Raw genomic sequence first — 24,583 nt, forward strand, 5'->3', positions numbered from 1 at the left:
TCGTAATACACCACAACCAACCTTTGTTATCGTGACGTTTCCGGGAGGCACTGACCGAGTTTCTAACGAGGATTAAGCTCATCTTCACGGGATATTTACTGGGTTACAGACGGTCAGCGGGAGGGAGTTATCTCGGTCTCGGAGATGATTACGCATCTCGTCGGTTTTGAGAAAAGTCCTCGCGCCGGAATGGGAGCAAACTCGCAACAGCGGCGGTAAGGAACCCAATTGTCCAGTATAGAGGTGGCTAACAATACCCGATGGCGGCGATACTTAGATTCGAGACTACAATGTTCGAATTGACTGGCTTCCAGCGCGACCTGCTGTACGTGATTGCCGGCGCAGAGCGCCCGTCCGGGCAGGAGATTAAAGAGATGATCAGCAAGGACGTCGGGGAGGTGAACCACGGTCGGCTCTACCCGAACCTCGACGCCCTCGTTGAACAAGGGTACGTGAACAAGGGACAGCACGACCGCCGAACGAACTTCTACGAGATGTCCGAGAAAGGCCGCGAGTCCATCGTCGAGCGCCGAGACTGGGAAGACCGTCACGTCGGGTTCCTCGGATAGCACGCCGCCGTCTCCACAGCTGAGCGACGAACCGTCCGTTCGAACACCCGAGGGCGCGAGTGGGACGCTCGCCCCGGAAGAAAGAAGACGAGAACAGCTCGTCGCTGGTGGCCGCATCGGTCCCCGCGGTCTCGTTCGGTCCTCTCCCCTTTTCAGCGCCGATTCGAGTTGAGCGACCGCAGCGGCGCTGAGCCGACCGTGTTCGACGAGGCTCAACGCCCGGCGCCGCGGCTCCTGACCCGTCCGCCGCGGTTTCGAGGCGCATAGACGCTCGGACGGCCGAGAGCGCGGCCGCAGCGAACGCCACCAGAATATCTATCAGAAATTAGTACATTCGGTCGTCGTCAAAAATATCACAAGAAGGACATTCAAATCGACACCGCAAATCAGACATTAATGCAGCCATAAGAAACGGATTAATTCGAGAATAAGAGGTCGCTGTCGGTCGTTTTTCTGGTCAAAGTGAATCACCAGAATCCGTCGGCAATTCGAACAATAACGATAGCAATAGTATCGTCGATAGATATTCATGTATTCCTACTAATGTAATTATCGCAACATTTATGGGTGTAATCCGCAACCCCTGAGACATGGTAAGTGAACGGTCCACCGGGCAGGACCCAGAAACGACGACGACTGACGACGACGTCGGTAGACGCAAGTACCTCGCGCTGTGCGGGTCGGTATCGGCCACTGGTGCACTCGCGGGGTTCTCTGGGCTCGGCTCGGCGACGGAACAGGCCGACGAACCGGTCGACGACGACGGGCACACGCTCGTCGTTGCGGGCACCGGTCCCGTCTCTTCGTTCGAAGTGACGGTCAGCGGCTCTATCTCACCGCTCCAATCGAACGGCGCGCTCAGCACGACCGGGACGGTCGGTCCCGCCGCCGAGGGTACCGTCGACGACGACTCGCGGCGCTACCAGTTCGCGGGCGACATCACCAACTTCCAGTCGACCGACGCGGTGTCGGTCTACGTCGACGGCGTCCGCATCCCCAACGACTCGTTCTGAGGCCGTCGGAAATTCCGTTGTTTTCGAAGCGACCGACAGCGGCGGCGCTACGAGCGCATGTAGCCGCTGAGCCACTCGGGCGTCACGTCGTCGAACGGTACGGTTTCCCCGCCGTATTCGGCGACGAACTCGTCGGCGTCGGGACCCGACGAAAAGGGAATCAGGTCTTTACCCATGCCTCCGAGCACGTCGCTTTCGACGACGTACGTCATCTCGGTGGCGTCGCCGAAGGTCTCAGCGCCGGTGTGAGTCGAGATGAACGTGTCGCCGCCCTCTGTCGAGAGCTCGTAGTCGACCGTCGAGTAGTCCGTGACGTACACCGCCGTCGCCTCCCAGCCCTGCTCTCGGCGTTCGAAGTAGTACGGGAACAGCCCCATGCTGAGGGTGTGGAACCACGCCGGGTTGTCGTGGTCCTCGGGCGCGTTGTCGCGGTAGAAAACCTGTCCGTTCGGGCCGGCGTGGAGGCCGATGACCATCCCGCCTTGGTCGTCTTCCTTCCCGCCCGAGAGATCGACCGGTTCGGGCGTCGGCTCCGCGTTCGAACCGCCGCCGAGACAGCCCGCGAGGGCCGCGAGCGCGCCGAGAGAAACGGCTTTCGTCGCGGCTCGGCGCGTGAACGAACCGTTCGAGCGGTCGCGCGGCGGAGAGTCATCGTGCATCGTCGCTCTGTGCGGAGGTCGGGCGTCATGGTACATAAACCGTGAGAACGGTCGCTCGCGTGCGCGAACTGAACTACCCTCGCCGAGGAGGCGGACGGGTCACAAAAATGAGGGGGTCAGGCGACGACCCGCGCGCCCTCGACGAGCGAGCGAACGTCCGCGAACAGGCGGTCGGCGTCCTCCTCGTCGCGAGCCTCCGCGGTGATGCGGACCAGCGGTTCGGTCCCGCTGGCGCGGACGAGGAACCAGCCGTCGTCGGTGTCGACGCGGATGCCGTCGATGGTGTCGACCTCGTCGTACGTCGCGTGGATGTCGCGGGCGATGCGGTCCATCGCCTGGTGTTTGTCGTCGAACGAGAGGCTCGCGCGGCGGGTGGCGTACGCCGCCCCGCCGAGGTCGGCGACCTGTTCTGACAGCGCCCCGTCGCGGGCCACGAGGTCGGCGAGTTTGAGCGCCGCGTAGTGACCGTCGGGCGCGAGCGTCTCGTCGGGCCAAATCCACGCGCCGGAGGGTTCGCCACCGAAGACGTAGCCGGGTTCGGCGACCGCCTCGGCGACGTGGACGTCGCCGACCGGCGTGTAGGTGACGTGCCCCCCGGCGGATTCGACCACATCTTGCACGAGGAGGCTCGTGTCGACGGGGACGGCGACGGCGTCGCCCGGGGAGACGGCGTCCCGCGCGAACAGCGCGAGGAGCGCGTCGCCGGGGACGTACGCGCCGGTCTCGTCGACCGCGACGAGTCGGTCCGCGTCGCCGTCGTGGGCGAGTCCCACGTCCGCGTCGAGCGCGGGAACGGTCCGGCGGAGCGCAGTGAGCGTCTCGGCGTTCGGCTCGCTCTTACGAGCGGGGAACCGACCGTCCTGTTGGCCGTCGATGGTGTTGACCGTCGCGCCGAGCTCGTAGAGCGCGTCGACCGAGACGCGACCCGTGCCGTTGCCGAGATCGAACGCGACGGTCACGTCGTCGAGGTCGTCGAACGACGAGACGAGGTGATTCACGTGGCGGGCCGCGGCGTCGGACCACTCGCGCTCCTCGCCGAGTTCGTTCCACGGGGCGAGCGACACCTCGTCGCGGTTGAGCCGGTGGACGATGTCGCGCGTCTGGGCCTTGTCGAAGGCGCGGCCGCTCGGCGTCCAGAGCTTCAGCCCGTTGTCCGACGCGGGGTTGTGAGACGCCGTGATACCGATACCGGCGTCCGCGCCGGCCCAGCCGACCGCGCGGGCGACTGTGGGGGTCGAGACGACGCCGAGTCGGACCACGTTCGCGCCGCACTCGCGGACGCCGGCGCTCACGGCGTCGGCGAGGACGTCCCCGCTGAGGCGGGCGTCCTGCCCGACGACGACGGTGCAGGCGTCGCAGCCGACCGCGCGGCCGATTCGAAGGGCGAGTTCGGCGGTCACGGTTCGGCCAACCGGACCCCTGATTCCACTCGTTCCGAACATACCGTGGGAGACGGTGACAGGACGTTTTGGTATGTTTCGCCTACTGTCACGAACGGGCGGTCAGGCGGTACCTACTGGAAGGCGGCGAATCGCGAGGCCGGCGTGACGAATCGAGGGGCCGTGTCGCCACTCGCCGGGGCGGATGAGCGGTAAGTGGTCGGCGATTAGGCGGTGAGTCGCCTCACTGGAGGGGCTGGGCGTCGCCGATGGGGACCACTTCAATAGAACCGAGCGCGTCGAGCGTCACGCGGTAGCCCGCGTAGGAAAACGAGAGGAGTGCGTCCTCAGAACAGCCGAAGACCGTTTCGAGGGCGTCGGGGTCGATAGTCTGTGCGAGCGGCGGGAGCTGCGTCGGTCGGACGCCCTCGATTGCCGCAATACTCAATACAACGTTCGTGCTTAGGAGCTCGGAAGAGTCGCGGTCGACGCGGTATGACCCGGTCGACTCGTCGTACGTCACGCGCGAGTCCTTCCAGTCGTTCGTCTGTGCCATCATGGGTGCCTTAACAGGCGTCTGTGTGCGATGGTTCCCCTTAAATCCATGCTATTTGTGAACAGTTGTAATTCGTGAACGTCACGGAAATAGACGGGTACAGCCGTGGTACTCCGCGATCGCAATCTGGTGCCCACCATACACAATCAAAATTCGTGATGGTTTCGGAGGAGCGACGGTCAGCCCTGCCGGGCACGAAGCGTTCGGACGGTTTTGCGCGCCTCCTCGACCGTGATTTCGCGCTTGTAGAGCGCCGATCCGGGCTCCAGTAGTTCGCCGCCCGAAACGAGGCCACCGACGTCAACCGGGCCGAAGCCGATGTCACGGATGAGGTCGGCGACGCGGGCTTTGGCGTCCGAGTCGTCGCCGGCGAGGAAGACCGCGAGACGCTCCGAGTCGGGAAGGTCCGGGTGTCCGAGGTCGCGCAGCGTCTCCCAGTGGATGGTGTTGAACGACTTGACTAGTTTCGCGTCCGGGAGCTGGGCCGCGACGAGTTCCGAGGAGGTGTCGTCACCGAGGTCGATGACGTGGAAGTTCTCGGTGTAGGGGTTCATCGCGTCGACGACTATCTTCTCCGCGAAGTGGTCCGCGTCGGGTAGCGAATCGCGCTCTCGGAACGGAACGGCGAGGAAGACCACGTCGCCGAACCGAATCGCTTGCGTCGGTTCAACCGCGCGAAGTTGCGGCCCGAGCGTCTCGGAGAGGTCCGTGAGCGACTCGACTCCGCTTTCGTTGGCTATCGCCACCTCGTGGTCCGACTCCACGAGGAGTTGGGCCAACGTCCCGCCGAGTCGGCCAGCGCCGAGTATTCCGATGTCCATGAACAAAGATGTATGTTAACAAAGTTGAATCTTTGTGTGGTCGGCGGCGAAGGATGAGGGCTCTCTCACTCGTGGTTCACTAATCGTAATGAGCCACATAACCGCATCAGACCTTCTCTATCCCGGAATCTTCAGCCATTCAGTACAATCATAATTTAGTATATATGTGGCGTTGGAAGCGACATGAACAGACGAACATTCCTCGGCGGCGTCGGAGCGAGCGTGGTGCTCCTCTCCGGCTGCCTCGGTGCGGAGGGTAACGCGCTCGACCCAGCGGCCGACCAGAACGACGACCCAGCCGGCGACGAACAGCCCGCGAGACAGGCGACCGACTCGCCCGAGCCGACCCCCGAGCCGACGACCGAACAGCCCACCGAACCGACACCCGAATCGACGCCGGAGCCGACGACCGACGCTCCCGAAGACCGCATCGACTTCGAGCGCGAGGACGACGACCCGGACGTCGTGGGCACACTCCTGACCAAGGGGCCCGTGCCGGGCGTCGTCGTCTCCTCTGACCTCCCGTACGCGAAGGCGTGGCAGAACTACGCCGAGACCGACGAGGAGGCGGAGACCTACCGCGTCGGCCTCTCAGTTGACACCGCCTCGCGAATCGGGCGGCTGAGCGTCGTCGGTCGGGTGTACGACGCCGAGGGCGAGCTCGTCGCCGAGGACACGGACGTGAGCAACAACGTCCCGGCGGACAAGAACGCGCTCATCCACCTCGTCTTCGAGGGCGACCTCGACGCGATGTACTACTTCGAGGTCGACCTCGTCGTCCCGAACTGAGCGTCAGGTCCCGCCGGCGTACGCCTCGAACTCTTTTCCGCGCAGGGCGAAGTAAACCACGCCGACCACGCCGACGAGCGACGCGACCGAGAACGCCAGCGTCGGGTCGCTCGCGTAGAGCCAGCCACCGAGCGCCGCGCTCGGGATGACGATGGTGTTCCGCACGAGGTAGTACGCGCCCGTCACCCGGCCGCCGGCGTTTCGCTCCGCCGGGCCGACGATGAGCGCCTTGTGCGCGGGGAGGCCGGCGAACCGGAGCCCCGAGAAGGCAAAGAGGGCGACGACGACCCACTGGTCCGCCGGCGCGAAGATGAGGAGGACCGGAAAGACGGCGTACACCGCGAACCCGAGGCCGACGACCGGCTTGAGACCGGTTCGCTCGGCGAGCTTCGAGACGGGGAGTTTCGTCAGGAGCGCGACGACCATCTCGACGCCGAGGAGGACGCCGAAGAAGGCGTCTGGGCGGAGCGAGACGCCGAACCCGGTGAAGCCGACATCGAGGAACTCCGTGACGACGATGACGAAGAAGACGTACACCATCCCGTTGGCGAACCGGATGAGCGTGTCTGCGACGAGGAGCGGGCGGAGCGTCTCCGGGAGCGACCGGAGGTCGTCGCGGAGCTGTGCGAGCCCCTCGAACGACTTGCCCAGCGAGTCCCCGCCCGCGTCGTAGAGGACGTGCTGGGCGACGGTGGCGACGATACCGAAGGCCGCGGCCACGATGAGGACGTACCGGAAGCCCTCGACGAACGTCGCCGTCGCCGCCAACAGCGCGGCCGCGATGAGCGGTCCGAGGAGGAAGCCGACGCGGCGGAAAATCTCGGTGCTGGCGAAGCCCATCGCCAGTCGCTCCGGCGGAACGCTCTGTTTGACGATGGCGAACGTCGCACCGAGGCCGAACGACTTCCACGCCTGCGTGAGAAAGAGCCCGACGAAAATCCAGAGCCACGGTTCGAGCGAGACGCCCGCGAGCGTCACCTCGGGGACCTGCGGGGCGACGAACCAGAAGAGAAAGCCCGCCGACGAGACGGTCCCAAACAGCGTGAGCGAGAGGCGCGACCCGAGGCGGTCGGAGAGCGCGCCGCCCGGATACGGGTACAGCGCCCCGATGAGGTTGCCGACGCTCCCGTAGAGACCGACCACGGTCGCGCCGGCACCGAGCACCCGGAGGTACTCCGGAACGTACCGGCCGGTCATCTGAAACGAGAGGCTGAACGCGAACATCGCCACCGAGAGGACGAGCACGTCGCGTTCGAGTCCGACGAACTGCCGGAAGGAATCGAAGCTATCGACGGCGTCCCGGCGTGTTCCCATCGTCCGAGTGGTTCGCGGGAGCACTCAAGAAAGTACGGTGCGGTCGGCCTATTCGTCGACCGGCGGGTCGACCCAGACGACGAGGCCGTCGTCGCCCCTGACGACGCCGCGGGTCAGGTCGTCGCCGAACGGCGCGTCGTCGACGCTCTCGGGGTCGACCGCCGTCACGCGGTCGACCTCGTCGACCAGCCAGCCGAACACGGTCGCGTCCTCGTCGGCGGCGTCGAAGACGACGACGCGGGAGGCGTCCGGGTTCGACCCCACACCGAGGAGCGAAGCCGTGTCGACGAGCATCGTCGTCGCGCCCCGGTAGTCCATCGCGCCGACGACGTGCGGCGGCGAGTCCGGGAGCGAGCGGGTCGGCTTGCGGTCGATGATCTCGGTGACGACATCAAGGGCCACGCAGTAACGCTCCTCGCCGATTTCGAATTCGAGGACCTGCGTCGGTTCGTCGAGCGCCGCGCCGGGCGCGTCCGTGAGTGACATCTACGCGCTCCGGACGGAGCGCCCGTCTTCGGCCGCGTCGAGTTCGTCTTCGAGGTCGTCCACCTCGTCGTCGATGTGGCCAACGAGGAGCGCGACCTCCGAAATCTTCGCCGTCTGCTCTTCGGTGGCCGCGGCGACCTGGTCTATCTCGCCGGCGACCTCTTCTGCGCCCCGAGCGGTCTGGTCGACGAGGCTCGCCACCTCCTCGGTGCTCGCGGCCTGCTGGTCGGTCGCGCGGGCGACCTCCTCCGCGCCGGCGGCGGCCTCACCGACCGCAGAGTCGATGTTCCGGAGGGCGGAGACGGCCGCGTCGACCTCCGAGATGCCGTCGTTGACCTCCTCGTTCGCCTCCTCGATGTTGCCGACGGTCGTCTCCGTCGTCTCCTGGATGTCGCCGACGACCGTCTCGATTTCGGAGACGCTGTCGCGGGACTGCTCCGCGAGGCTCTTGACCTCGTCGGCGACGACGGCGAAACCGGCTCCCGCCTCCCCGGCCCGCGCGGCCTCGATAGAGGCGTTGAGCGCGAGCAGGTTCGTCTGGTCGGCGATGTCGTTGATGACCTCGACGACGCTGTCTATCTGGTCGACTTTCGCGCGGAGGTCGGTGATTTCGTCGTACACCTCGGTGGTCACGTCGTCGACGGTCTCCATCGCGTCCGCGGCGTTGTCGGCGGAGCTTCGACCCTCGGCGGCGAGGTCGCGCGCCTGGTCGCTCATCGCCTTCGTCTGGTCGGCGCTGGAGGCTATCTGCTCGACGCTGGCGCTCAGATTCGACACTTCGCCGGCGACCTCATGCATGTTGGTCGACTGGTCGCCCGCGAGGTCGCTTATTTCCTGTGCGCTGACGGCCACGCTCTCGGAGGCGTCGGAGAGTTCGGCGACGGCCGTACCGATTTCGTCGGTCGCGTCGTCCACGTCGTCCACGTCGTCGAGGACCTCGTCTGTCGCCGCGCCGGCGGCACCGGGACCGGAATACGTGTCGTGCTGTCGGGAGGTAGCCCCGTCTCCGGCGGCCGGTTCCCGTTCGTTTCGCTCGATTGCCATACGAACGAGTGTGGGAGTAAAGTGATAAGTATTCGCGGACAGTATCAATAGAGATAATCTCAAATTGCCGCTAATCGCCTCAAAACGGCCAAGAATAACGGATTCGGGATTGGTATTGCAAGATAGATACCACGCTGCCGACACTGACAGAACCAGGAATCGTCGGTCGATTTAAAAATCACTTGTCTGGTCAAGGTCGCGGGTCGCGGTGGGGGCTCTCCGGAGTCGCTCCGGAGTCGCCGCGACCGGGATTCGGTGGGAGGGCCGAAACGGGGTGTTCAGGCCAGTCGGTGCCCGGCGGCGACGGCGACGAAGCCCGCGAGCGCGACGAGGACGATGGAGCCGCCGGCGGCGAGCCCGTAGAGATACGCGACCGTGACGCCGGCGACGCCCGCGAGTTCGCCCGCGAGAACGCCGTACAAGAGCGATTGCTTAAAGCTCCGCCCGAGCCGCGAGGCGGTGACGACGGGGATGACGAGCAGCGCCGCGACGAGGATGACGCCCATGATTCGCATCGCGCTGACGACGACGAACGCGGTGAGAATCGACAGGAGCGTGTTGACGGCGCGGACGTGGAGCCGCGACGCGCGGGCGGCGGTCTCGTCGAACGTGACGTACACGAGCGGACGGTAGGCGACCGCAACCGAGCCGACGACGACGAGCCCCATCGAGACGAGAAGTCCCACGTCGGCCCGCGAGACGGTCGCCAGCGAGCCGAACAGATACTGGTTGATACCGACCGAGATGCCGCCGCCGGTCAGCGAGATGAGCACGCTCCCGAGGGCGAAGCCGCCGGTCAGGACCATCGCCAGTGCGGCGTCGCTCCGGGCGTCGGTGTACTCGATGAGCGCCTGCACGACGAGGGCCGCGACGACCGCGACGACGAGCGCGCCGAGGAGCGGCGGGACCGCGAGCCCGAGCGTCGCGTCGAGGAAGAGCGCGAGCGCGACCCCGGCGAAGGCGGTGTGGGCGAGCGTGTCCCCGACCATCGAGAGGTCGCGATAGACGAGGAACGACCCGACCAACGGGCCGACGACGCCGATACAGAGCACCGAGAGGTACGCCCGCTGCATGTAGGGATAGCCGAGGAAATCGAGACCGGTGACGCCGGCGAGCCACGAGAACACCCCGCCGACGACCGCCGTCAAGAACCAGTCGAAAATCCCCGTGAACGCGTCGGCAACGAGGAGCGGCGCGAGGGAGTCGGCCGCGGAGAAATCGACCGCGAGGAGATCTGTCGCCGCGAGCGCGACGGGACCGGTCACTGCTCATCCTCCGGTTCGGCGCGGGCGTCACCGTGGGAGTGACCGCGCTGGCGGTCGTGAGAGTTGCCGTGGTGACGGCCGTGACCGTGGTCGTGGTCGAGCACGCGCTGGTTCGCCCCGTAGGCCGCGGCGAGCGCGTCGCTGTCGGCGAAGTCCTCGGTGTCGCCGTGGAAGTACAGCCGCTTGTTGAGACAGGCGATTCGGGACGCGCGGGCCGTGACGACGCCGATGTCGTGTTCGACGAGGACGACCGTCATCCCCTGCTCGTTCAGATCGCCGAGGAGGTCGTAGAACGCCTCCCGGGACTCGGCATCGAGGGCGACTGTCGGCTCGTCGAGGGCGAGCAAGTCGGCCTCTGCGGCGAGCGCGCGGGCGACGAACACCCGTTGGCGCTGGCCGCCCGAGAGCGCCCCGACGCGGCGGTCGGCGAGGTCCGCGATGCCGACGCGGTCGAGCGCCGAGACGACCGCCTCGCGGTCGTCGGCCGAGAAGCGGCCGAACAGATTCCGCGGGTAGCGACCCATCCGGACGACTTCGCGGACGGTGACAGGCATGTCCCGGGCCGCGTCCGTCGCGTCCTGTGCGACGTAGGCGACGCGCTCGCCGTCGGCGAAGTCGTGGGCGGGGCGGTCGAACAGACGCACCTCGCCGCGGGTCGGTCGGCGGAGACCGAGCATCAGCGTCAAGAGCGTGCTCTTTCCCGACCCGTTCGGGCCGACGAGCCCGAGAAACTCGCCTTCGGGAACGTCGAGCGAAACGCCGTCCACGACCGGGACGTCGCCGTACGAAAAGGTCACGTCGCTGAGCGAGACAGCCGTCATTGGGCGCCGAGTGCCGTCCGGAGCGACGGCAGGTTCACCTCGCGCATGATGTCCACGTACCCCCAGTCGTTTTCCTCCCACTCAGTCATTACGCCGGGAAGCGGCGTGAGCGGGAGCACGTCCGCCGCGTCCGTCTCGGAGACGAGTTGCTGCGCGGCGCGGTCGGACTCCAGCGGGTCGGCGAGGACGTGTCGGATGCCGTGTTCCTCGATGGTCGCCTGCGCTCGCTCGATGTCCCGCGGCGACGGCTCCTCATCGGGCGAGATACCGGTGAGTCCGACGATTTCGAGGTCGTAGCGGTCGGCGAGGTAGCCGTAGGCGTCGTGGCCGGCGACGAGAATCACGTCGCGCTCGCGGTCGGCGAGGCCGTCCTCGAACGCCGCGTCGAGTTCCGAGAGCGTCTCGCGGTAGGACTCGGCGTTCGCGGCGTAGGCGTCGGCGTTGGCCGAGTCGACCGATTGGAGGGCGTCGCGGAGCGTCTCGGTCGCGGTGGCGACCCGCATGGGGTCCAGCCAGAAGTGCGGGTCGAGTTCACCGTGTTCGTCGTCGTGCTCCTCGGCGTGTTCGTCGTCGTGGTGTTCGGTCTCCTCGTCGTGGTGCTCCGTCTCGTCGTGGGACTCGTCATCGTGGACGTGGCCGTCGGGTCCTATTTCGTGGAGTTCCACGTCGGCGGCGGCGTCGACCGCGACGACATCCGACCCGTCGGCTTCGAGCGACGACCGAATGTCGTCGGCCCACGGCTGAAAGCCGGGAATTCCGTGGACGAACAGGTCGGATTCGAGCACCCGCCCCTGTACGTCCGGACCGGGCTCCCAACCGTGGCCGTGCTGGCCGATGGGGACGAGCGTGTCGACGGAGGCGGCGTCGCCAGCGACGTGCCGCGCCACGTCGCCGAAGACGAAAAAGGAAGCCGTCGCCGTCGTTTCCGAGTCGGCCGACGAGTCGGTCGAATCGGACGAGTCGTCACCGCCGAGACAACCCGCGAGGCCGACGGCGGCGCTTCCGGCGACTGTCGCGAGGAACCTGCGTCGGGTCTTCGTTCGCATGTTAATAGAAAGTTCATCGAGTATAATAAGTGCTATTATTCTATTGTCCGATATTGTTATACGATGCCAATCGCGGATTCGCCGGTGAGCGCCGCCGCTCTCAGTAAGGAGCAGAACATCGGCGAGAGAGATGAGGAGACAGCGAAAGGAACGGCCGCCCGCGGGTCGGCGCGAGGACGAACAGTGACGGGCAAACCACGGCCGAGACGGTCGGCTCCGCCGAGAGCCTCGGCTCGCCGTGTAATCGTCTGAAAAGTCGAGATGTCGTCTGCCGCTACAAACAGCAGTCGCGTCTCGGTGTTACTGCCGAACGACGTTCGCCGCGCGGGGTCCCTTGGGCGAGGACTCGATGTCGAACTCGACTTCGGTGCCTTCGGTGAGGTCGTCGCCGCCGACGTCTTCCATGTGGAAGAACACGTCTTCGTCGTCGTCGAGGTCGCCGTCGTCAGTAGAGATGAAACCGTAGCCGCCAGTGTCGTTGAAGAAATCAACTTTGCCGTGTGCCATTACGAACAAATCGAAGGTCGGGCGACGGATAACCCTTCCGAGGGTCAAGGTACCACGACCCGCCACGTTACATTTGCCCACTATCGAACACCCGTTTCGGCAGACGAATGCCGGACCGAGTGGGGGTTGACAGCGACGACGACCGCCACTCCGAACCATCACTCCGCAGACCGACCGCGCGCTCCCGCGACCAACTCGCCGAGCGCCCGGCGCTTGATGAGCGCGAAGCCGGCGAAGATGGAGACAAAACCGAGCGCGGTCACGGCGTCGATGAGTTGGCCGAGGAAGGCCCAACTGAGGAGCGTCGCGGAGACGGGTTCGACGTAGCCGATGAGGTTTATCTGCGTCGGACCGAACCGGCCGAGCAGTTCGAAGTAGATGAGGAACGCGCCCGCGCCGCTGACGACGGCGAGATAGAGCAGCGAGCCAACGGCGACGCCGGACCACTCGATAGCCGCGAGGGATTCGCCGGTGACAGTTCCCCCGGCGAACAGGAGCGCGGACCCGAACAGCATCGCCCACGCCTGGAGCGTCCGCGCCGGGATATCCGAGGAGAAGGGGCGCGTCAGGACGGCACCGAGAGCGAAACACGCCGAGGCGACGAAGACGATGGCGACGCCGACCACATCGCTGGAGAGGAGCGCGCTCGGGTCCGGTTGGGCGACGAGGCCGACGCCCAGAAAGCCGAAGCCGAAGCCGAGGACGCCGAGCGCCGAGATGCGGTCGCCGAGGATGCCCGTCGCGAACAGCGCGGTCAGGACCGGTCCGAGGCTGATGACGATGGCCGCCACCGCGCCGGGGACGTGCTCCTGTCCGAGGTAGAGAAACGCGTGGTGCGCGCCGATGAGGAGGCCGCCGGAGACGCCGACAAGCGTCCAGTCGGTCCGGCTGTGCGGCCGCCAATAGTCGGTCGAGGCGGCGGCGTAGCCGAGGACGATGAGCCCCGCGAGGAAGAACCGAAGCGCCGCGAAGTGCAGCGGCGGGAAGTACGCGAGACCGACTTCGATAGCGACGAACGAACTGCCCCAAAGGAGTCCCAGAAGGACGAACAGTCCGGCGGCGACCCGGCTGTTCACCGAGACCACGCCCCGCTCGACGGTCGGCGACGTGCCCCCGTCGGACTCGGCCGCTCCATCGGCTCCGCCGACCGTTGCGGCCCCACCGACCGGTCCGTCCGCGCCGACCCGGATTCGAGACGCCCGCGTTCAGTTGCAGTAATATTCAGCACGTGAGCGTATCGTTACCACATAATCGATAATAGTCGTTTTGTTCGGTTCGAATTTCGAACCGCTCGCGACTTAGAGCGACCCGCGAAGGACCTTCGCCGCGGTTAAAATCGGGTCCCAGACGGGGCTGAACGGCGGCGCGTAGCCGAGGTCGAGACGCTCCACCTCGGCGACGGTCAACTCGGCGGCGAGCGCAGTCGCCACGGTGTCGATTCTGACGGCGGCGCGGTCGGCCCCGACGATGGTACCGCCGAGCAGTCGCCCAGTGTCGCGGTCGGCGACGAGCGTGACGGTCGTCTCGGCGGACCCGGGGTAGTAGCCCGACCGCGAACCGGCGGTGATAGTCTCCGAGACGGGGTCGAAGCCGGCATCGCGCGCCTCGTCGAGGTCGGTCACGCCGGCGCGGCCGCATTCGAGGTCGAACGCCTTCACGACCGAAGTGTTCGCGACGGTTCCGATGGGTTCGGGGTCGCCGGCGACGGTCTGGCCGATGGCGCGCCCGGCGCGGTTCGCGGGCAGGCCGAGCGTGTTCCACGTCGGCTCGCCGGTGACGACGTGGTCGATTTCGGCGCAGTCGCCCGCGGCGTAGACGCGCTCCGCGCTCGTCCGTCCGTAGTCGTCGACCGCGATAGCGCCCGTCTCACCGAGGTCGACCGCGTCGGCGACGAGGTCCGAGTTGGGTCGGAGACCGATACCGACCATCGCCGCGTCGACCGCGAGTTCGTCGCCCTCGCAGACGACGGCCTCGACCCGGCCCGCGTCGTCGCCGCGGAGTCGCTCCACCGACGCGCCGAGGTGGAGCGTGACGCCGTGGGCTTCGAGATGTTCCTCGACCCGCTCGCCCACGGCGTCGCCGAACGAGCTGAGGACGTGGCCGGACCGCTGGAACAGGTGGACATCGAGGCCGTGGGCGGTGAACGCCTCCGCCATCTCGACGCCGACGAAGCCGCCGCCGACGATGGCGACCGACTCGGGCGGTTCCATCGCGCCGAAGCGGGCCGCGCGCGCCTCGTCGACGAACCCGCCGCCGCCGAGGTCGGCCACCGGTGCTTCGTCCGGGTCGGTGAGGAACGACCGAATCGCCGCCGCGTCGTCCAGGCCGTGGAGCGTGAATGCACCGTCGAGGTCGATACCATCTATCGGTTCGCGGAGCGCCCGCGCACCGGTAGCGATGAGGAGGTCACCGTAGGGCTGTTCGAACGTCCCGTCCGGGCCGTCGACCGTGACGACTCGCTCGTCGGTATCGACGGCGACGACCTCGTGTTCGCGCCGGAGGTCGATGCCGCGGTCGGCGGCCTCCTCAGGCGACAGCGAGAGCATGTCGGTGAGCTTCTCGACCTCGCCTTTGACGAAGTATGGCGTGCCGCAGTGGGCGTAGGAGACCCAGCGGCCCTTCTCGAAGACGACGACCTCGCGGTCGGCGTCGGCGCGGGCGAACTTGCTCGCGGCGGAGAGTCCGGCGGCGTCGCCGCCGACGACGACGAATGGTTCGGCAGGCATCGTGAGAGAGTGGTACGCCCGCCGACACGTAATTTCCCCGGCCGGACGGGGCGGGCGCACGGACGCGCCGGCGACGGTCGAGGGGCCGGCGACGGCGGCCGGAAACGAGACGAAAACGAGCGAACCGGCCCGTCAGTCGCCGACGCCGCCACGCTCGGCCGCGAGCGTCCCGAGCACCCACGCGCTCACGCCGGGTGTCTCGCGCGCGACGAACTCGGTGGTCGCGTACGCCGAGACCGCGTTTCGTACTGCACGAGGGTCACCGTCGTCGTAGTAGTCGTCCCGAAGATAGTCGTCGCCGCGGCCGACCATGTGGGCGATGTCGACCAGCGCGCGCCGCGTCAAGTGCGGGTTCGACCCGTCCGACCGGGCGGCTTCGAGGGCTTCGAGCGCGCCGAGTTTCGCGTCTCTGACCGCGGCCGCGGACTCGACCGACTCGTACCGGCCTCGCTTGATCGCCGTGACGGCGTCCTCGAACGCGCGGCGGTGCGTCTCGGCGGTGTGGGCATCCACGAGCGCGGTGGCGAAGCGGCCGCGTCGGACGCCTTCGCGGACGTTCTGCACCCCGTCCTCGACCTCGACGAACGTCTCCAGCAGCAGGTCTTCCGCCGGCGTGGGTTCGAGCTCCTCGAGGTCGAATCCTTCGCCCTCGATGATGGATTCGAATCCCTCCTCGGGGTACTCCGCCCGGCGGTCCTCGGTGATTCCGGCGAGCGAGGACGCGGTCGACTCGAACGCGTCGGTGAAGTCCACCGGGTCGGCAATCGACGCCAGATAGCGGTCGCGGACGTGGCGCGCGCCGTCGAGCGACGCCCGCGCGGACTCGACCGCGTCGAGCAGTTCGCCGACTCGCGGGGCGCTGCCGGCGTAACGACTGTACTCGTCGGTGTTGTCGAGATACCGGGACGCCGCCGTGACGAGGTTCTCGACAGCCTCGTACACGACGAGCGCCCGGTCCGGTTCGTCCCCGAAGTAGCGCGTTCCGAGCCGGAACGACTCGATGTCGGCGCGGATCGACTCGGCCTCGTCGCGCACGTCGGCCTCGGTGAGGTCGCCGACCGCGGCGTCGTAGGTCCCCTTCGCCATCGCCGCGGCCCCGCGATCGTAGCGCAATCCCCGAAGCGCCTCGAAGGGCGTCTCGTCCGCCGTCGTCTGTTCGAGGTCCTCGGCGGCGTCCGCGTACGCCTCGGCGTAGATTTCTCGGACCGCCTCGTTCGGGACCTCCTCCGGAGACATCGTCTCGGGACACGAAGCGAGGAGTTCGCGGGCGCGAGCGCGGCCCCGTTCGAGGTACGACTCCGCGATGGGGACCGGAACGCGGGCCGGGAACGCCGGCGACCCGAGTTCCCTGACCTCCCGGAGCGCCGCCGCGTCAAGTGCCGAGTCGTCGGATTCGGATTCGGATTCACCCGCGTCGAGTGCCGTACAGCCCGCGAATCCGGCGACGCCGACCCCGGCGAGCGAGGCGAGCACGTCGCGTCGCGTTCGGGGCATCTCAGGCGTCCTCCGTCTCGGTTCGGAGCGACGACGGGAGGTGACAACTGCTTCCGCCGCCGTGTCCCCAACTCGACTCGTCCTGCGACGAGTAGGGCAGTCGCACCAGCGAGGCGACGACGTGGCGGTCGTCCACGGAGCACTCGACCGACGCCGGCCGGAGCGGGTAACAGAAGTCGAGGTGGACGGCGCTGTCCGGCGGGTGCGTGACGTACAGCAGTTTTACCCGGTGGCAAGCGTCCGTCCGGTGCTGGGTGATGACGAGCGTCTGCGCGTCGAAATCCGTCTCGTCGATGAACGCGCGAGCCTCGTCGATGCCGTCGGGGTCCGCCGCGAACTCGACGTCTGCGCGTTCCTCGTCGGTGGTGACGAGGAAGTCGTCGAGGTACGACGACCCCGCCCCGTCGTCGTCGCGGGCGGCGTCTCGGAAAATCGCGCTCTCGGTGTCGTTTCGGAGTTGGAGCTGGTCGTAGTCGGTGACGAGCGTGTCCGGGGAGGGACCGTGCGGCTCGTCGAGGCTGGAACTGGACCCCTCGCCGGAGCACCCGGCGAGCGCGGCGACGAGGGACGCGCCGCCGGCGCGGAGGACCTGTCTGCGGGTCGGCAGGGACATATGTCGGTTCTCCAACCGAACGCCCGCGGTATGTGTTTTCCGATGTGTCGGGTCGCCGCCGGCCGAACCGCGGGACATTTCCCCGACGGTCGCCTCGTCTCGACCGACAGATGCGCGAGGACGAGTTGGCGACGCGGGTGGTCGAGCACTTCCGGGCGGCCTTCGACGACGTGGAGATTCACCTCGAAGAGCCGTACGACCACTACGGGAACCGCGGCGTCGCCGACGTGTACGTCAGGGTGCGGACGCCCGAACCGGTTGACTACCTCATCGAACTCAAGGCCGACGCCGCCGTCCGCCACGCCACCGGTGCGAACGAAATACTCCGTCAGTACCGCCGCATGGAGCGCTACTTCTACAAGGACGACGAACACGCCATCCGGACGAAACTCGGCCGCGAGGGACCGGGCGTCCACGCGCTGTTGCTGTTCGCGCCGACGAAACGCTGCGTCGAGCACGTCCGGGAACACGCCGCCCTGTACGAGTCGGTCGACCCCGACGCGACCGTCGAGGGCGTCGAGGCCGTCCGAAAGGTGGCGTTCCTGACCAACCTCGACCGCGCGCCCGAGGGCGAACTCGGCTTCCTCTCGCTCAACGGGCCGCTCGCGTTCGACTCGGTCCCCTTCCGCGAGGCCGTTCCGTCGGGGTCGCGCCTCGCGGACGCCCTCCGGGGCGACGGCTAGCGGACACGCTCATACACCCCCCGTTCGTAGGGGCTGGCATGGGAACGATTCGAGAGTCGGTTCGAATCCCGTTGGGGGACCTCCGTCAGCAGGTCGCTGACAGCTTCGGCGTCGCGGCGTCGCTCGTCGAGATACACGGTATCCGGCTCGAAGACGGGGCGCTCGAAGTCGACGCGAGCTACCCCGACGGCGAGGACGTGCCGGTCGTCGAACTGTTCGTCACCGACCCGACCGGGAACACCGAGTCCTACGTCACCGAGTTGGACGGCGCGAAGAACCTCCTCATCGCCGGCGAGGACGTGCTCGTCGAACTCGTGGACTACGACCCCGAGCGCGGCGAGGTGTTCGTCTCGGTGAAACATCGACAGGACGGCGAGATGGTGACCGTCCTCGGCTGCGGCGAGAAGTGGGTGATTCCGGTCGAGCGCGACGACGCCGAGGAGTCCATCCGCTGTCGGATTCAGAGTGCCGTCGGGCCGACGGGCGACGACTCCTGACCGCGACTGCGGTTCAGAGCGTTACCCCTCGTATTCGACGTAAGAGACGCAGTACCCTTCGGGAGCGATTTCGCCCGCGACGATGGCGCACGCGCCCACGCCGTCCCCGTTTTTGTCCTCGATGTAGTACCGACAGGTCGAACACTGCTTGCCGTCTTTCGGCTCGTCTTGGTACGAGACGGCCTCCTGCGACGAGAGGCTGTCAGGGTTGCGCTGAGTCCCGTCGAGGGACGTGGCGGTCGCGTACGCCTCGGGAACGCCCCCAGTCGAACCCGACGACTGCGTCGTGGTTGCGGTCGCTGTCGTCGTCTCGGTCGCGCCGCCACCGCCGCCAGAACAGCCGGCTAACCCGGCCATCGCGGCGGTCCCGGTGAGCCAGATGAACCGTCTCCGTGTGCGGCCGGTGTCGTGGATCTCCTGACTCCGCGTCGGTCGGTCGGTCGCGTCTCGGCGTGGCGTCCGCTCGTCGTCTCCCATGCCAACCGATGACGCGCGGCGTCGGTAAAACCGAGCCAGCCGGTTCCCATGTGGCAAGAATTGCGGACGCGTTGATGGTGCCACGACACTAAGTAACACGGATACGCGAATCGGGGGGCGAGAGAGCGAAACTCGGGGAAAGGAGGGCGACGTGTCCCGTGAACCTCACTCGTCCGGCCGAATCCGGGCGAGTCGCATCGCGTTGCCCGTCACGCCCATCGTCATCCCGGCGTCGCCCGCGAGGACCGCGAGCGCGACCGAGACGTAGCCGAAGGGAACGCCGACCGCGAGGACGGCCTTGATGGCGAGCGACGCCCAGATGTTCTGCCGGATGACGCCGTTCGCCCGGTGGGAGAGTTCGTAGAGGTACGGGAGCTTCGAGAGGTCGTCGGCCATGAGGGCGATGTCGGCCGTTTCGAGGGCGGTGTCGGTGCCGGCCGCGCCCATGGCGACGCCGACGGTGGTGGTGGCGAGCGCCGGGGCGTCGTTGATGCCGTCGCCGACCATGGCGACCGAGCCGTACTCGTCGAGCAGTCCCTCGACGGCGGCGACCTTGTCCTCCGGGAGGAGACCAGCGCGGAAGTCGTCGACGCCGACCTGCTCGGCGATGGCGCGGGCGGTCCCCTCGTTGTCGCCGGTGAGCATGACGACCGAGAGGCCGGCCTCGCGGAGCTTCGCGACCGTCTCGCGGGCGTCGGGGCGGACCTCGTCGGCGACGGCGACGAGGCCTTCGAGGTCGTCTTCGGTCCCGACGACGACGACCGTCTTGCCCTCCGACTGGAGGCGTGGAATCGTGTCCTCGACGAGGTTGAGACAGCCGTGGCGGTCACAGAGCTGTCGGATGTCCTCGGAAAGCACCTCGTCGGGGCCGGTGACGTGGACGTGTTCGAGGTCGAAACCGAGTTCCTCGAAAAAACCGGGCTTGCCGGCGAAGTGCGGGACGCCGTCGAGGTCGGCGCGGACACCCTTGCCGGTGACGCTCTCGAAGTCGTCGACCTCGCGGGCGGCGACGCCCGTGCCCTCCGCGTGGGTGACGATGGCCTCGCCGATGGGGTGTTCGCTCCGGGCTTCGAGGCCGCGGGCGCACCGCAGGACGTCCTCTTCGGAGTTCCCGTTGAGCGGGACTACGTCGGTGACGGTGAGTTCGCCCTTCGTGAGCGTGCCCGTCTTGTCCACGGCGATGGCCTCGACCGAGCCCATCGCTTCGAGGTGCGTGCCGCCCTTGATGAGCACGCCGTTTTTCGCGGCCGACGTGATGCCCGAGACGACCGAGACGGGCGTCGAGATGACGAACGCGCAGGGGCAGGCGAGCACGAGCATCGTGATGCCGTAGACGAACCACGTCACCCAGTCGAGGCCGAACGCGATGGGCGGTATCGCCGCGACCGCGACCGCGACGACGACCATGATGGGGGTGTAGTACGACGAGAAGCGCTCGACGAACTGCTCGCGTTCGGTCTTGTTGGACTGGGCGTCCTCGACCATCGAGACGATGCGCGAGAGCGTGTCGTCGCCCGCGGCGGACTCGACGCGGACTTCGAGGTAGCCCGCCTCGTTGACGGTGCCCGCGAACACCTCGTCGCCCTCGGCCTTGTCGACCGGGACGGACTCGCCGGTGATGGGGGCCTGATTGACCGCGCTGTCGCCCGTGACCACCGTCCCATCGACGGGAATCTTCTCGCCGGGCTTGACGGCGACCACGTCGCCGAGTTCGAGTTCCTCGACGGGAACGACCGTCTCGACGCCGTCGCGGAGGACCGTCGCCTCGTCGGGCGAGAGGTCCATCAGTTCGCGGAGGGAGTCGCGCGTGCGGTCCATCGAGTAGCGTTCGAGCAGTTCGGAGACGCTGAAGAGGAACGCGAGCGTCGCGGCCTCGAAGTAGAGGCTCGTCGGCCCGGAGATGAGACTCGCAGTCACGGCGCTGAGAATCGCCGCCGACATCAGAAAGTCGATATCGAGACTGCGGTTCTTCGCCGAGTAGTAGCCGTTGCGGAGGATGGCCTGCCCGCCGAGCGCGGCCCCGAAGATGTAGAGCAGTTCGGCGACCGTGAACGAGACGCCGAGGACACTGGCGACGACGAGTTCCAGTCCGAACAGGTACTCGGCGGCGATGCCCGCCGCGAGGAAGCCGCCGCTTATCCACGTTTTCACCGCGCGCGTACTGCGCCAGACGCTCTCGCGGTCCGTACCGGTGTCAGCGTCGGCGTCGGCGTCTGCCTCGTCGCCGTCGGTCCCGGTGACCTCGTACCCCGCGGCTTCGATGGCCGAGACGACCGAATCGAGGTCCGCGTCGGCCGCGAGCGTGACGACCGCGGTCCCGGTCGTCGGGCGCGTCTCGTACGACAGCACGCCCGGCGCGCCGCGGAGCGCGTTCTCGACCTTTCCGGCGCAGGAGGCACAGTCCATGTCCGGCACGGAAAACGAGACCTCGCGCGTCGAGGGACCGCTCTCGACGGCGTAGCCCGCGCCCTCGATGTTACCCCGGATGTCGTCGGGCGTAGTCCGGTCGGGGTCGTAGTCGACGACGAGTCGGCCGGTCGTCACCCGCGGGTCGATGTCGACGACGCCGTCGAGCTTCCGGACGCTCGATTCGACCTTGTTCGCACAGGAGGCGCAGTCCATGTCCGGCACGGAGAACTCCGCGCGGGCCGAATTGGCGGCGGGCGACGAGTCTCCCCCCGACTCTCCGACGGACGAGTCGGCCCGGGTCTCGCCGGCCGCTCCCGACTCCGACGCACCCTCGACCTCGCAGGCGTCGTCGCACCCGCAGCTGTCGCCGTCGGGCGGATTAGTGGACGCGTCCGCCCCGTCACCGGGGTCGGGGTCGCGTTCGTCGTGTTCGCTCATACTCGGCAGTAGTCAGGGACTGGTTAATAATTCACCTGTTAGCAAACGGGGGTTAGCTGTTGAATTTTCACAACTCAGTTCCGATTAGTTAATAATCAGAGGAACGGCGGGCTTGCGGTCGGCAGCGAGATGAGCCACAGGCTGAGAACCGTGTAGAGAATCATCACGGCGACGAAGGGGAACTGGCTCCGGACGGCCTGCAGTCGGCTGGGAAAGGTCCGGTAGGCCTGCGAGTGCGCCACCCACACCGCGAGCAGGTGACCGACGAGAACGAACACGACGTTCAGGCCGCCGAACCACGCGGGAAGCGTGAGGACGACCGGGTTCGCCGGTGACGACAGCGGCGACGACAGCGCGTGCACCAGCATCGGCGACAGCGAGACGAAGAAGCCGAAGTAGTGCGCGAGGTGGTAGCCGGCGGCGATAGCGAGCAGCGAGGGCGCGAACGTGACCGCGAGGTCGAGCGGCGTCTCGAAGGTGTCGATGCGGCGGGCGGTCACTCGCGCCGCGAGGACGTAGAGGCCAAGGAAGACCGCGAAGCCGCCGAGGTAGAGCAGTCCGTAGACGAGAAGCGGCGGGAGTCCGACGCCCGCGAGCCACCGGATGGCCGCCGCGCCCTGTTCGGTCGTGACGAAGCCGCTGAAGGTGAGTTCCCAGACGAGGACGACCGCGACGGCCACGTCGCCGAGGTCGGTCAGGTCGTCATCGGTGACGAGTCGCATCCCCGGCAGGCGGACCGAGAGACCGTCGTCGTCGTCGAGTCGAACCGGCGCGACCCGGCCGTAGAAGTGCAGGAAGACGGAGACGGGGTCGACCTTGTCGAACCACGCGTCCGCGCCGACGACGACCGCGCCGGCGACCGTGACGACCGAGTAGGCGACGAGCGCGGTCGCGAGGACCGACGGCCGGGTCGTGACGGCGGTCGCGGTCTCGACCCAGACGAGCGCGAGAATCCCCGCCACTGCGGGCCAGCGACCGAGTCGCTCGGGGTACGAGACGAAGCCGTTCGGAACCGCGGCGGCGACGGTCCGCCACGGGTTCAGCGCGCGCCACGTGTCGGCCACGAGGTACGAGAACATCGTGTACCCGGCACGGAGACCTGCGAAAACGACGATAACGGCGAAGCTGACGGTCGGGACCTGCGGGCCGGTGTAGCCGAGATAGACCGCGAGCGTGAGGACCGCGAGGCCGAGGACGCCGCCCGCGACCCGGAGCGCGCGCAGGAGTCCGTCCGAGACGCCCGCTTCGAGGACGGTCTGCCACAGATGGACGCGCTCGATGAACCGGCGGTCGGTGACGAAACTGGCCAGGAGCGCGGAGGCCCCGACGGTCGCGCCGCCGGTGGCGAGATAGAGCCACCGCGGGACCGCGAGGTTGTCTTCCGACGCGCCCGCGAGGCCGACCGCGGCGTTGCTCGCGGCCGCCGGGTCGGCGAGGAGCGAGAGGAGACTCGCCAACAGGAGACCGAGACCGAATCGTCTGAGGGAGAGGTGTCGGAGTCGGGTCATGATGCGAAGACGATAAACAGCATGAGGAAACCGAAGTAGAGCAGGACGAGAACGCCGAGCGCGCGGATGCGGAACGACTTGAGTTCGTCTTCCTCCTCGTAGTACGCCTCGCGGTACGCCTCGACCTCCGCGGCGTCAAGGTCGTCGGGGTGTCTCGCGCCCCGGTGGAGGACCAGCAGCCGCGCTGTCGGATACGCCTCGCCGCACGCTGTGCAGGTGTGGCGGTCGCGCGTCTCGTCTGTGTCCGTGGTCATCCGATAGTCACTCGAAGTTCGGGGTGGTTGGCTTCTGAACGTTTCCATCGCGGGCGTCCGCGCCGGACGGGTCCGGCGGCGGAGTGCGAGTGCGAGCCGCGAGACGCACGACAGCGGCGGGGCGACGCCTCAGCCCTCGAACCGCATCGGCTCGAACTCCATGAACGCCGTCTCGTAGCCGTCGTGGCGCGCGACCTGCGGCGGCACGTCCACCGAGAGCGTCAGCGCGTCGCCGGATTCGACGGCCTCGACGCCCGTTCCGTAGTGGTAGCTGAGGGCGGGGTCGAGCGTCCGGTCGAGTCGCGCCTCATCGAGCACCGTGGTTCCGCCGCGTTCGAGCGTGGCTCTGACGCCCATCATCGGCAGGACGAACTCGTTGTACGGCGTCCGCGTCGAGACGTAGAGGTACGAGCCGTCGACGCCGAACCGGGAGCCGTCGTCGACGACGAAGGCGTCGAACAGGGCGTCAGCGCTCGTCCGTCGGCCGAGGTGGCGACCGGGAAGATCGCCGACGGCGGGCGCTTTCCCGGTCGGGACGCCCATCATCTCCATCGCGGGGACCGCGCCGCGCGACCCGGCCTCGTCGCCGAGGCGCTTCAGTTCCACGTCGTAGAGGTCGTCGGTCTCGAAGGTGAACGCGAACGACGCCGTCTCGGCCGCGTCGAACCGACCGGCGAAGGAGCCGGTTCGAGAGAGCGAGGTGCCGCCGATGTGCACGCGGGCCTCGTAGTCGCCCTCGCCGTCGAGGACGTAGTTCGAGCCGTAGTGCATCCCCATCTGCTGGGAGAGCATCGGGTAGGCGACCTCCTCGCTGACGAGGTCGCCGTCGCGGAGAATCTCGATGGAGACGCCGGCGTCAAGCGGGAGGACGGTCCCCGTCTCGACGTCCCACAGCGACGCCATGAGGTGAACCGAGTCGTCGGCCTCGACGACGGTCTTCCCGAGTTCCGAACCGGCGGCAGTCCAGAAGCGATGGGGGTACGAGTAGGTGAGCGCGACGCCGTACGGACCGGCGGTCGTCTTGCCGTACATTTTCATCCCCTCCGTGATGGCGGGGAGGTAGACCGCGGCCGGGCGGTCCTCGACGAGCGGCGGGTCGCGCCACGCCGACTGTCGTTCGAATCCGCCGAGACACCCTGCGGTGGCGGCGATCGCGCCGATGCCGAGCGTCTTGATGGCGTCGCGTCGTTTCATGGTGTCTCGATAGCGTCTCGT

25 protein-coding genes are annotated in these 24,583 nt (G+C 67.4%); 5 read left to right on the plus strand and 20 right to left on the minus strand.

The annotated features are described in order from the left end of the window. The first annotated feature begins 290 nt into the window (after positions 1 to 290). Together NKF06_RS01320 and NKF06_RS01325 are read left to right on the plus strand one after the other, a co-directional pair. The gene (locus NKF06_RS01320) at positions 291 to 569 is read left to right on the plus strand and encodes a PadR family transcriptional regulator (protein WP_004978148.1); all 279 of its coding nucleotides are present in this window, start codon (positions 291 to 293) and stop codon (positions 567 to 569) included. A gap of 590 nt (positions 570 to 1,159) precedes the next feature. Beyond that, complete coding sequence (locus tag NKF06_RS01325; RefSeq protein ID WP_042663194.1) at positions 1,160 to 1,582, plus strand: hypothetical protein; 423 nt, start codon at positions 1,160 to 1,162, stop codon at positions 1,580 to 1,582. A 47-nt stretch (positions 1,583 to 1,629) separates the two neighbouring features. On the opposite strand, the gene NKF06_RS01330 is transcribed toward NKF06_RS01325, so the two are convergent. The 4 genes from NKF06_RS01330 to NKF06_RS01345 form a co-directional block, all read right to left on the minus strand. Next, positions 1,630 to 2,241, minus strand: coding sequence for a nitrous oxide reductase accessory protein NosL (locus NKF06_RS01330; RefSeq protein ID WP_253244287.1), 612 nt, complete (start codon positions 2,239 to 2,241; stop codon positions 1,630 to 1,632). A 116-nt stretch (positions 2,242 to 2,357) separates the two neighbouring features. Next, a complete protein-coding gene (gene glmM, locus NKF06_RS01335; protein ID WP_256477167.1) occupies positions 2,358 to 3,683 on the minus strand; it encodes a phosphoglucosamine mutase in 1,326 nt (441 codons plus the stop codon). Positions 3,684 to 3,864: 181 nt separating this feature from the next. Beyond that, positions 3,865 to 4,179, minus strand: coding sequence for a HalOD1 output domain-containing protein (locus NKF06_RS01340; protein ID WP_058826410.1), 315 nt, complete (start codon positions 4,177 to 4,179; stop codon positions 3,865 to 3,867). A 176-nt stretch (positions 4,180 to 4,355) separates the two neighbouring features. Continuing rightward, positions 4,356 to 4,997, minus strand: a complete 642-nt coding sequence (locus NKF06_RS01345; RefSeq protein ID WP_253244289.1) for an NADPH-dependent F420 reductase — start codon at positions 4,995 to 4,997, stop codon at positions 4,356 to 4,358. Positions 4,998 to 5,180: 183 nt separating this feature from the next. On the opposite strand from NKF06_RS01345, the gene NKF06_RS01350 reads away from it, so the two are divergent. Beyond that, positions 5,181 to 5,786 carry a hypothetical protein gene (locus NKF06_RS01350; protein ID WP_058826412.1) on the plus strand — a complete coding sequence of 202 codons (606 nt, stop codon included), beginning with the start codon at positions 5,181 to 5,183 and terminating at the stop codon, positions 5,784 to 5,786. Between the two features lie 3 nt (positions 5,787 to 5,789). On the opposite strand, the gene NKF06_RS01355 is transcribed toward NKF06_RS01350, so the two are convergent. The 11 genes from NKF06_RS01355 to NKF06_RS01405 all read right to left on the minus strand — a co-directional run bounded on the left by NKF06_RS01355 (position 5,790) and on the right by NKF06_RS01405 (position 17,102). After that, positions 5,790 to 7,100: an MFS transporter gene (locus NKF06_RS01355; RefSeq protein ID WP_253244290.1), complete on the minus strand. Its 1,311-nt coding sequence runs from the start codon at positions 7,098 to 7,100 to the stop codon at positions 5,790 to 5,792. A 48-nt stretch (positions 7,101 to 7,148) separates the two neighbouring features. Then, positions 7,149 to 7,586, minus strand: a complete 438-nt coding sequence (locus NKF06_RS01360; protein ID WP_058826414.1) for a chemotaxis protein CheW — start codon at positions 7,584 to 7,586, stop codon at positions 7,149 to 7,151. Continuing rightward, positions 7,587 to 8,630 (minus strand): methyl-accepting chemotaxis protein, encoded by a 1,044-nt coding sequence (locus NKF06_RS01365; protein ID WP_253244291.1) that lies wholly within the window; start codon positions 8,628 to 8,630, stop codon positions 7,587 to 7,589. 278 nt (positions 8,631 to 8,908) lie between these two features. After that, the gene (locus tag NKF06_RS01370) at positions 8,909 to 9,895 is read right to left on the minus strand and encodes a metal ABC transporter permease (protein ID WP_058826416.1); all 987 of its coding nucleotides are present in this window, start codon (positions 9,893 to 9,895) and stop codon (positions 8,909 to 8,911) included. Continuing rightward, on the minus strand, positions 9,892 to 10,716 hold the full coding sequence (locus NKF06_RS01375) for a metal ABC transporter ATP-binding protein (RefSeq protein ID WP_253244292.1): 825 nt from the start codon (positions 10,714 to 10,716) through the stop codon (positions 9,892 to 9,894). The genes NKF06_RS01370 and NKF06_RS01375 overlap by 4 nt, the downstream gene beginning before the upstream one ends. Further along, the gene (locus NKF06_RS01380; RefSeq protein WP_253244293.1) at positions 10,713 to 11,762 is read right to left on the minus strand and encodes a metal ABC transporter substrate-binding protein; all 1,050 of its coding nucleotides are present in this window, start codon (positions 11,760 to 11,762) and stop codon (positions 10,713 to 10,715) included. Before NKF06_RS01380 ends, NKF06_RS01375 begins: the two co-directional genes overlap by 4 nt. Before the next feature lie 300 nt (positions 11,763 to 12,062). Then, the gene (locus NKF06_RS01385; RefSeq protein WP_004040969.1) at positions 12,063 to 12,269 is read right to left on the minus strand and encodes a cold shock domain-containing protein; all 207 of its coding nucleotides are present in this window, start codon (positions 12,267 to 12,269) and stop codon (positions 12,063 to 12,065) included. Between the two features lie 158 nt (positions 12,270 to 12,427). Continuing rightward, a complete protein-coding gene (locus NKF06_RS01390; RefSeq protein ID WP_058826523.1) occupies positions 12,428 to 13,345 on the minus strand; it encodes a DMT family transporter in 918 nt (305 codons plus the stop codon). 222 nt (positions 13,346 to 13,567) lie between these two features. Further along, positions 13,568 to 14,995 (minus strand): FAD-dependent oxidoreductase, encoded by a 1,428-nt coding sequence (locus NKF06_RS01395; protein ID WP_253244294.1) that lies wholly within the window; start codon positions 14,993 to 14,995, stop codon positions 13,568 to 13,570. A 132-nt stretch (positions 14,996 to 15,127) separates the two neighbouring features. Continuing rightward, the gene (locus NKF06_RS01400) at positions 15,128 to 16,489 is read right to left on the minus strand and encodes a hypothetical protein (RefSeq protein WP_253244295.1); all 1,362 of its coding nucleotides are present in this window, start codon (positions 16,487 to 16,489) and stop codon (positions 15,128 to 15,130) included. Between the two features lies 1 nt (position 16,490). Then, complete coding sequence (locus NKF06_RS01405) at positions 16,491 to 17,102, minus strand: hypothetical protein (protein ID WP_253244296.1); 612 nt, start codon at positions 17,100 to 17,102, stop codon at positions 16,491 to 16,493. A 110-nt stretch (positions 17,103 to 17,212) separates the two neighbouring features. Between NKF06_RS01405 and NKF06_RS01410 the strand changes: the two genes are divergently transcribed. Beyond that, positions 17,213 to 17,785: a hypothetical protein gene (locus tag NKF06_RS01410; RefSeq protein WP_253244297.1), complete on the plus strand. Its 573-nt coding sequence runs from the start codon at positions 17,213 to 17,215 to the stop codon at positions 17,783 to 17,785. 38 nt (positions 17,786 to 17,823) lie between these two features. Then, the gene (locus NKF06_RS01415; RefSeq protein WP_058826423.1) at positions 17,824 to 18,282 is read left to right on the plus strand and encodes a hypothetical protein; all 459 of its coding nucleotides are present in this window, start codon (positions 17,824 to 17,826) and stop codon (positions 18,280 to 18,282) included. Between the two features lie 21 nt (positions 18,283 to 18,303). Here NKF06_RS01415 and NKF06_RS01420 read toward each other — a convergent pair whose 3' ends face one another. The 5 genes from NKF06_RS01420 to NKF06_RS01440 all read right to left on the minus strand — a co-directional run bounded on the left by NKF06_RS01420 (position 18,304) and on the right by NKF06_RS01440 (position 24,562). Then, on the minus strand, positions 18,304 to 18,759 hold the full coding sequence (locus NKF06_RS01420) for a high-potential iron-sulfur protein (protein ID WP_253244298.1): 456 nt from the start codon (positions 18,757 to 18,759) through the stop codon (positions 18,304 to 18,306). 165 nt (positions 18,760 to 18,924) lie between these two features. Further along, entirely contained in the window at positions 18,925 to 21,606 is a 2,682-nt protein-coding gene (locus NKF06_RS01425) for a heavy metal translocating P-type ATPase (RefSeq protein ID WP_253244299.1), read from the minus strand. 95 nt (positions 21,607 to 21,701) lie between these two features. Next, the gene (locus NKF06_RS01430) at positions 21,702 to 23,114 is read right to left on the minus strand and encodes a hypothetical protein (protein WP_253244300.1); all 1,413 of its coding nucleotides are present in this window, start codon (positions 23,112 to 23,114) and stop codon (positions 21,702 to 21,704) included. After that, a complete protein-coding gene (locus tag NKF06_RS01435; RefSeq protein ID WP_253244301.1) occupies positions 23,111 to 23,368 on the minus strand; it encodes a DNA-binding protein in 258 nt (85 codons plus the stop codon). Before NKF06_RS01435 ends, NKF06_RS01430 begins: the two co-directional genes overlap by 4 nt. 129 nt (positions 23,369 to 23,497) lie before the next feature. Continuing rightward, on the minus strand, positions 23,498 to 24,562 hold the full coding sequence (locus NKF06_RS01440; RefSeq protein WP_253244302.1) for an iron transporter: 1,065 nt from the start codon (positions 24,560 to 24,562) through the stop codon (positions 23,498 to 23,500). Positions 24,563 to 24,583: the final 21 nt, after the last annotated feature.

Origin of the sequence: Haloferax sp. AB510 (assembly GCF_024136985.1) — an archaeon.
Classification (GTDB): Archaea; Halobacteriota; Halobacteria; order Halobacteriales; family Haloferacaceae; genus Haloferax.

Excerpts from the sequence above, each read along its gene's own strand:
- NKF06_RS01395 (WP_253244294.1), bottom strand. The coding sequence starts at position 14,995 with ATGCCTGCCGAACCATTCGTCGTCGTCGGCGGCGACGCCGCCGGACTC.
- NKF06_RS01350 (WP_058826412.1), top strand. The coding sequence starts at position 5,181 with ATGAACAGACGAACATTCCTCGGCGGCGTCGGAGCGAGCGTGGTGCTC.
- NKF06_RS01380 (WP_253244293.1), bottom strand. The coding sequence starts at position 11,762 with ATGCGAACGAAGACCCGACGCAGGTTCCTCGCGACAGTCGCCGGAAGC.
- glmM (WP_256477167.1), bottom strand. The coding sequence starts at position 3,683 with ATGTTCGGAACGAGTGGAATCAGGGGTCCGGTTGGCCGAACCGTGACC.
- NKF06_RS01385 (WP_004040969.1), bottom strand. The coding sequence starts at position 12,269 with ATGGCACACGGCAAAGTTGATTTCTTCAACGACACTGGCGGCTACGGT.
- NKF06_RS01410 (WP_253244297.1), top strand. The coding sequence starts at position 17,213 with ATGCGCGAGGACGAGTTGGCGACGCGGGTGGTCGAGCACTTCCGGGCG.
- NKF06_RS01325 (WP_042663194.1), top strand. The coding sequence starts at position 1,160 with ATGGTAAGTGAACGGTCCACCGGGCAGGACCCAGAAACGACGACGACT.
- NKF06_RS01425 (WP_253244299.1), bottom strand. The coding sequence starts at position 21,606 with ATGAGCGAACACGACGAACGCGACCCCGACCCCGGTGACGGGGCGGAC.
- NKF06_RS01365 (WP_253244291.1), bottom strand. The coding sequence starts at position 8,630 with ATGGCAATCGAGCGAAACGAACGGGAACCGGCCGCCGGAGACGGGGCT.
- NKF06_RS01420 (WP_253244298.1), bottom strand. The coding sequence starts at position 18,759 with ATGGGAGACGACGAGCGGACGCCACGCCGAGACGCGACCGACCGACCG.
- NKF06_RS01405 (WP_253244296.1), bottom strand. The coding sequence starts at position 17,102 with ATGTCCCTGCCGACCCGCAGACAGGTCCTCCGCGCCGGCGGCGCGTCC.
- NKF06_RS01375 (WP_253244292.1), bottom strand. The coding sequence starts at position 10,716 with ATGACGGCTGTCTCGCTCAGCGACGTGACCTTTTCGTACGGCGACGTC.
- NKF06_RS01340 (WP_058826410.1), bottom strand. The coding sequence starts at position 4,179 with ATGATGGCACAGACGAACGACTGGAAGGACTCGCGCGTGACGTACGAC.
- NKF06_RS01330 (WP_253244287.1), bottom strand. The coding sequence starts at position 2,241 with ATGCACGATGACTCTCCGCCGCGCGACCGCTCGAACGGTTCGTTCACG.
- NKF06_RS01355 (WP_253244290.1), bottom strand. The coding sequence starts at position 7,100 with ATGGGAACACGCCGGGACGCCGTCGATAGCTTCGATTCCTTCCGGCAG.
- NKF06_RS01360 (WP_058826414.1), bottom strand. The coding sequence starts at position 7,586 with ATGTCACTCACGGACGCGCCCGGCGCGGCGCTCGACGAACCGACGCAG.
- NKF06_RS01415 (WP_058826423.1), top strand. The coding sequence starts at position 17,824 with ATGGGAACGATTCGAGAGTCGGTTCGAATCCCGTTGGGGGACCTCCGT.
- NKF06_RS01320 (WP_004978148.1), top strand. The coding sequence starts at position 291 with ATGTTCGAATTGACTGGCTTCCAGCGCGACCTGCTGTACGTGATTGCC.
- NKF06_RS01345 (WP_253244289.1), bottom strand. The coding sequence starts at position 4,997 with ATGGACATCGGAATACTCGGCGCTGGCCGACTCGGCGGGACGTTGGCC.
- NKF06_RS01435 (WP_253244301.1), bottom strand. The coding sequence starts at position 23,368 with ATGACCACGGACACAGACGAGACGCGCGACCGCCACACCTGCACAGCG.
- NKF06_RS01430 (WP_253244300.1), bottom strand. The coding sequence starts at position 23,114 with ATGACCCGACTCCGACACCTCTCCCTCAGACGATTCGGTCTCGGTCTC.
- NKF06_RS01440 (WP_253244302.1), bottom strand. The coding sequence starts at position 24,562 with ATGAAACGACGCGACGCCATCAAGACGCTCGGCATCGGCGCGATCGCC.
- NKF06_RS01400 (WP_253244295.1), bottom strand. The coding sequence starts at position 16,489 with ATGCCCCGAACGCGACGCGACGTGCTCGCCTCGCTCGCCGGGGTCGGC.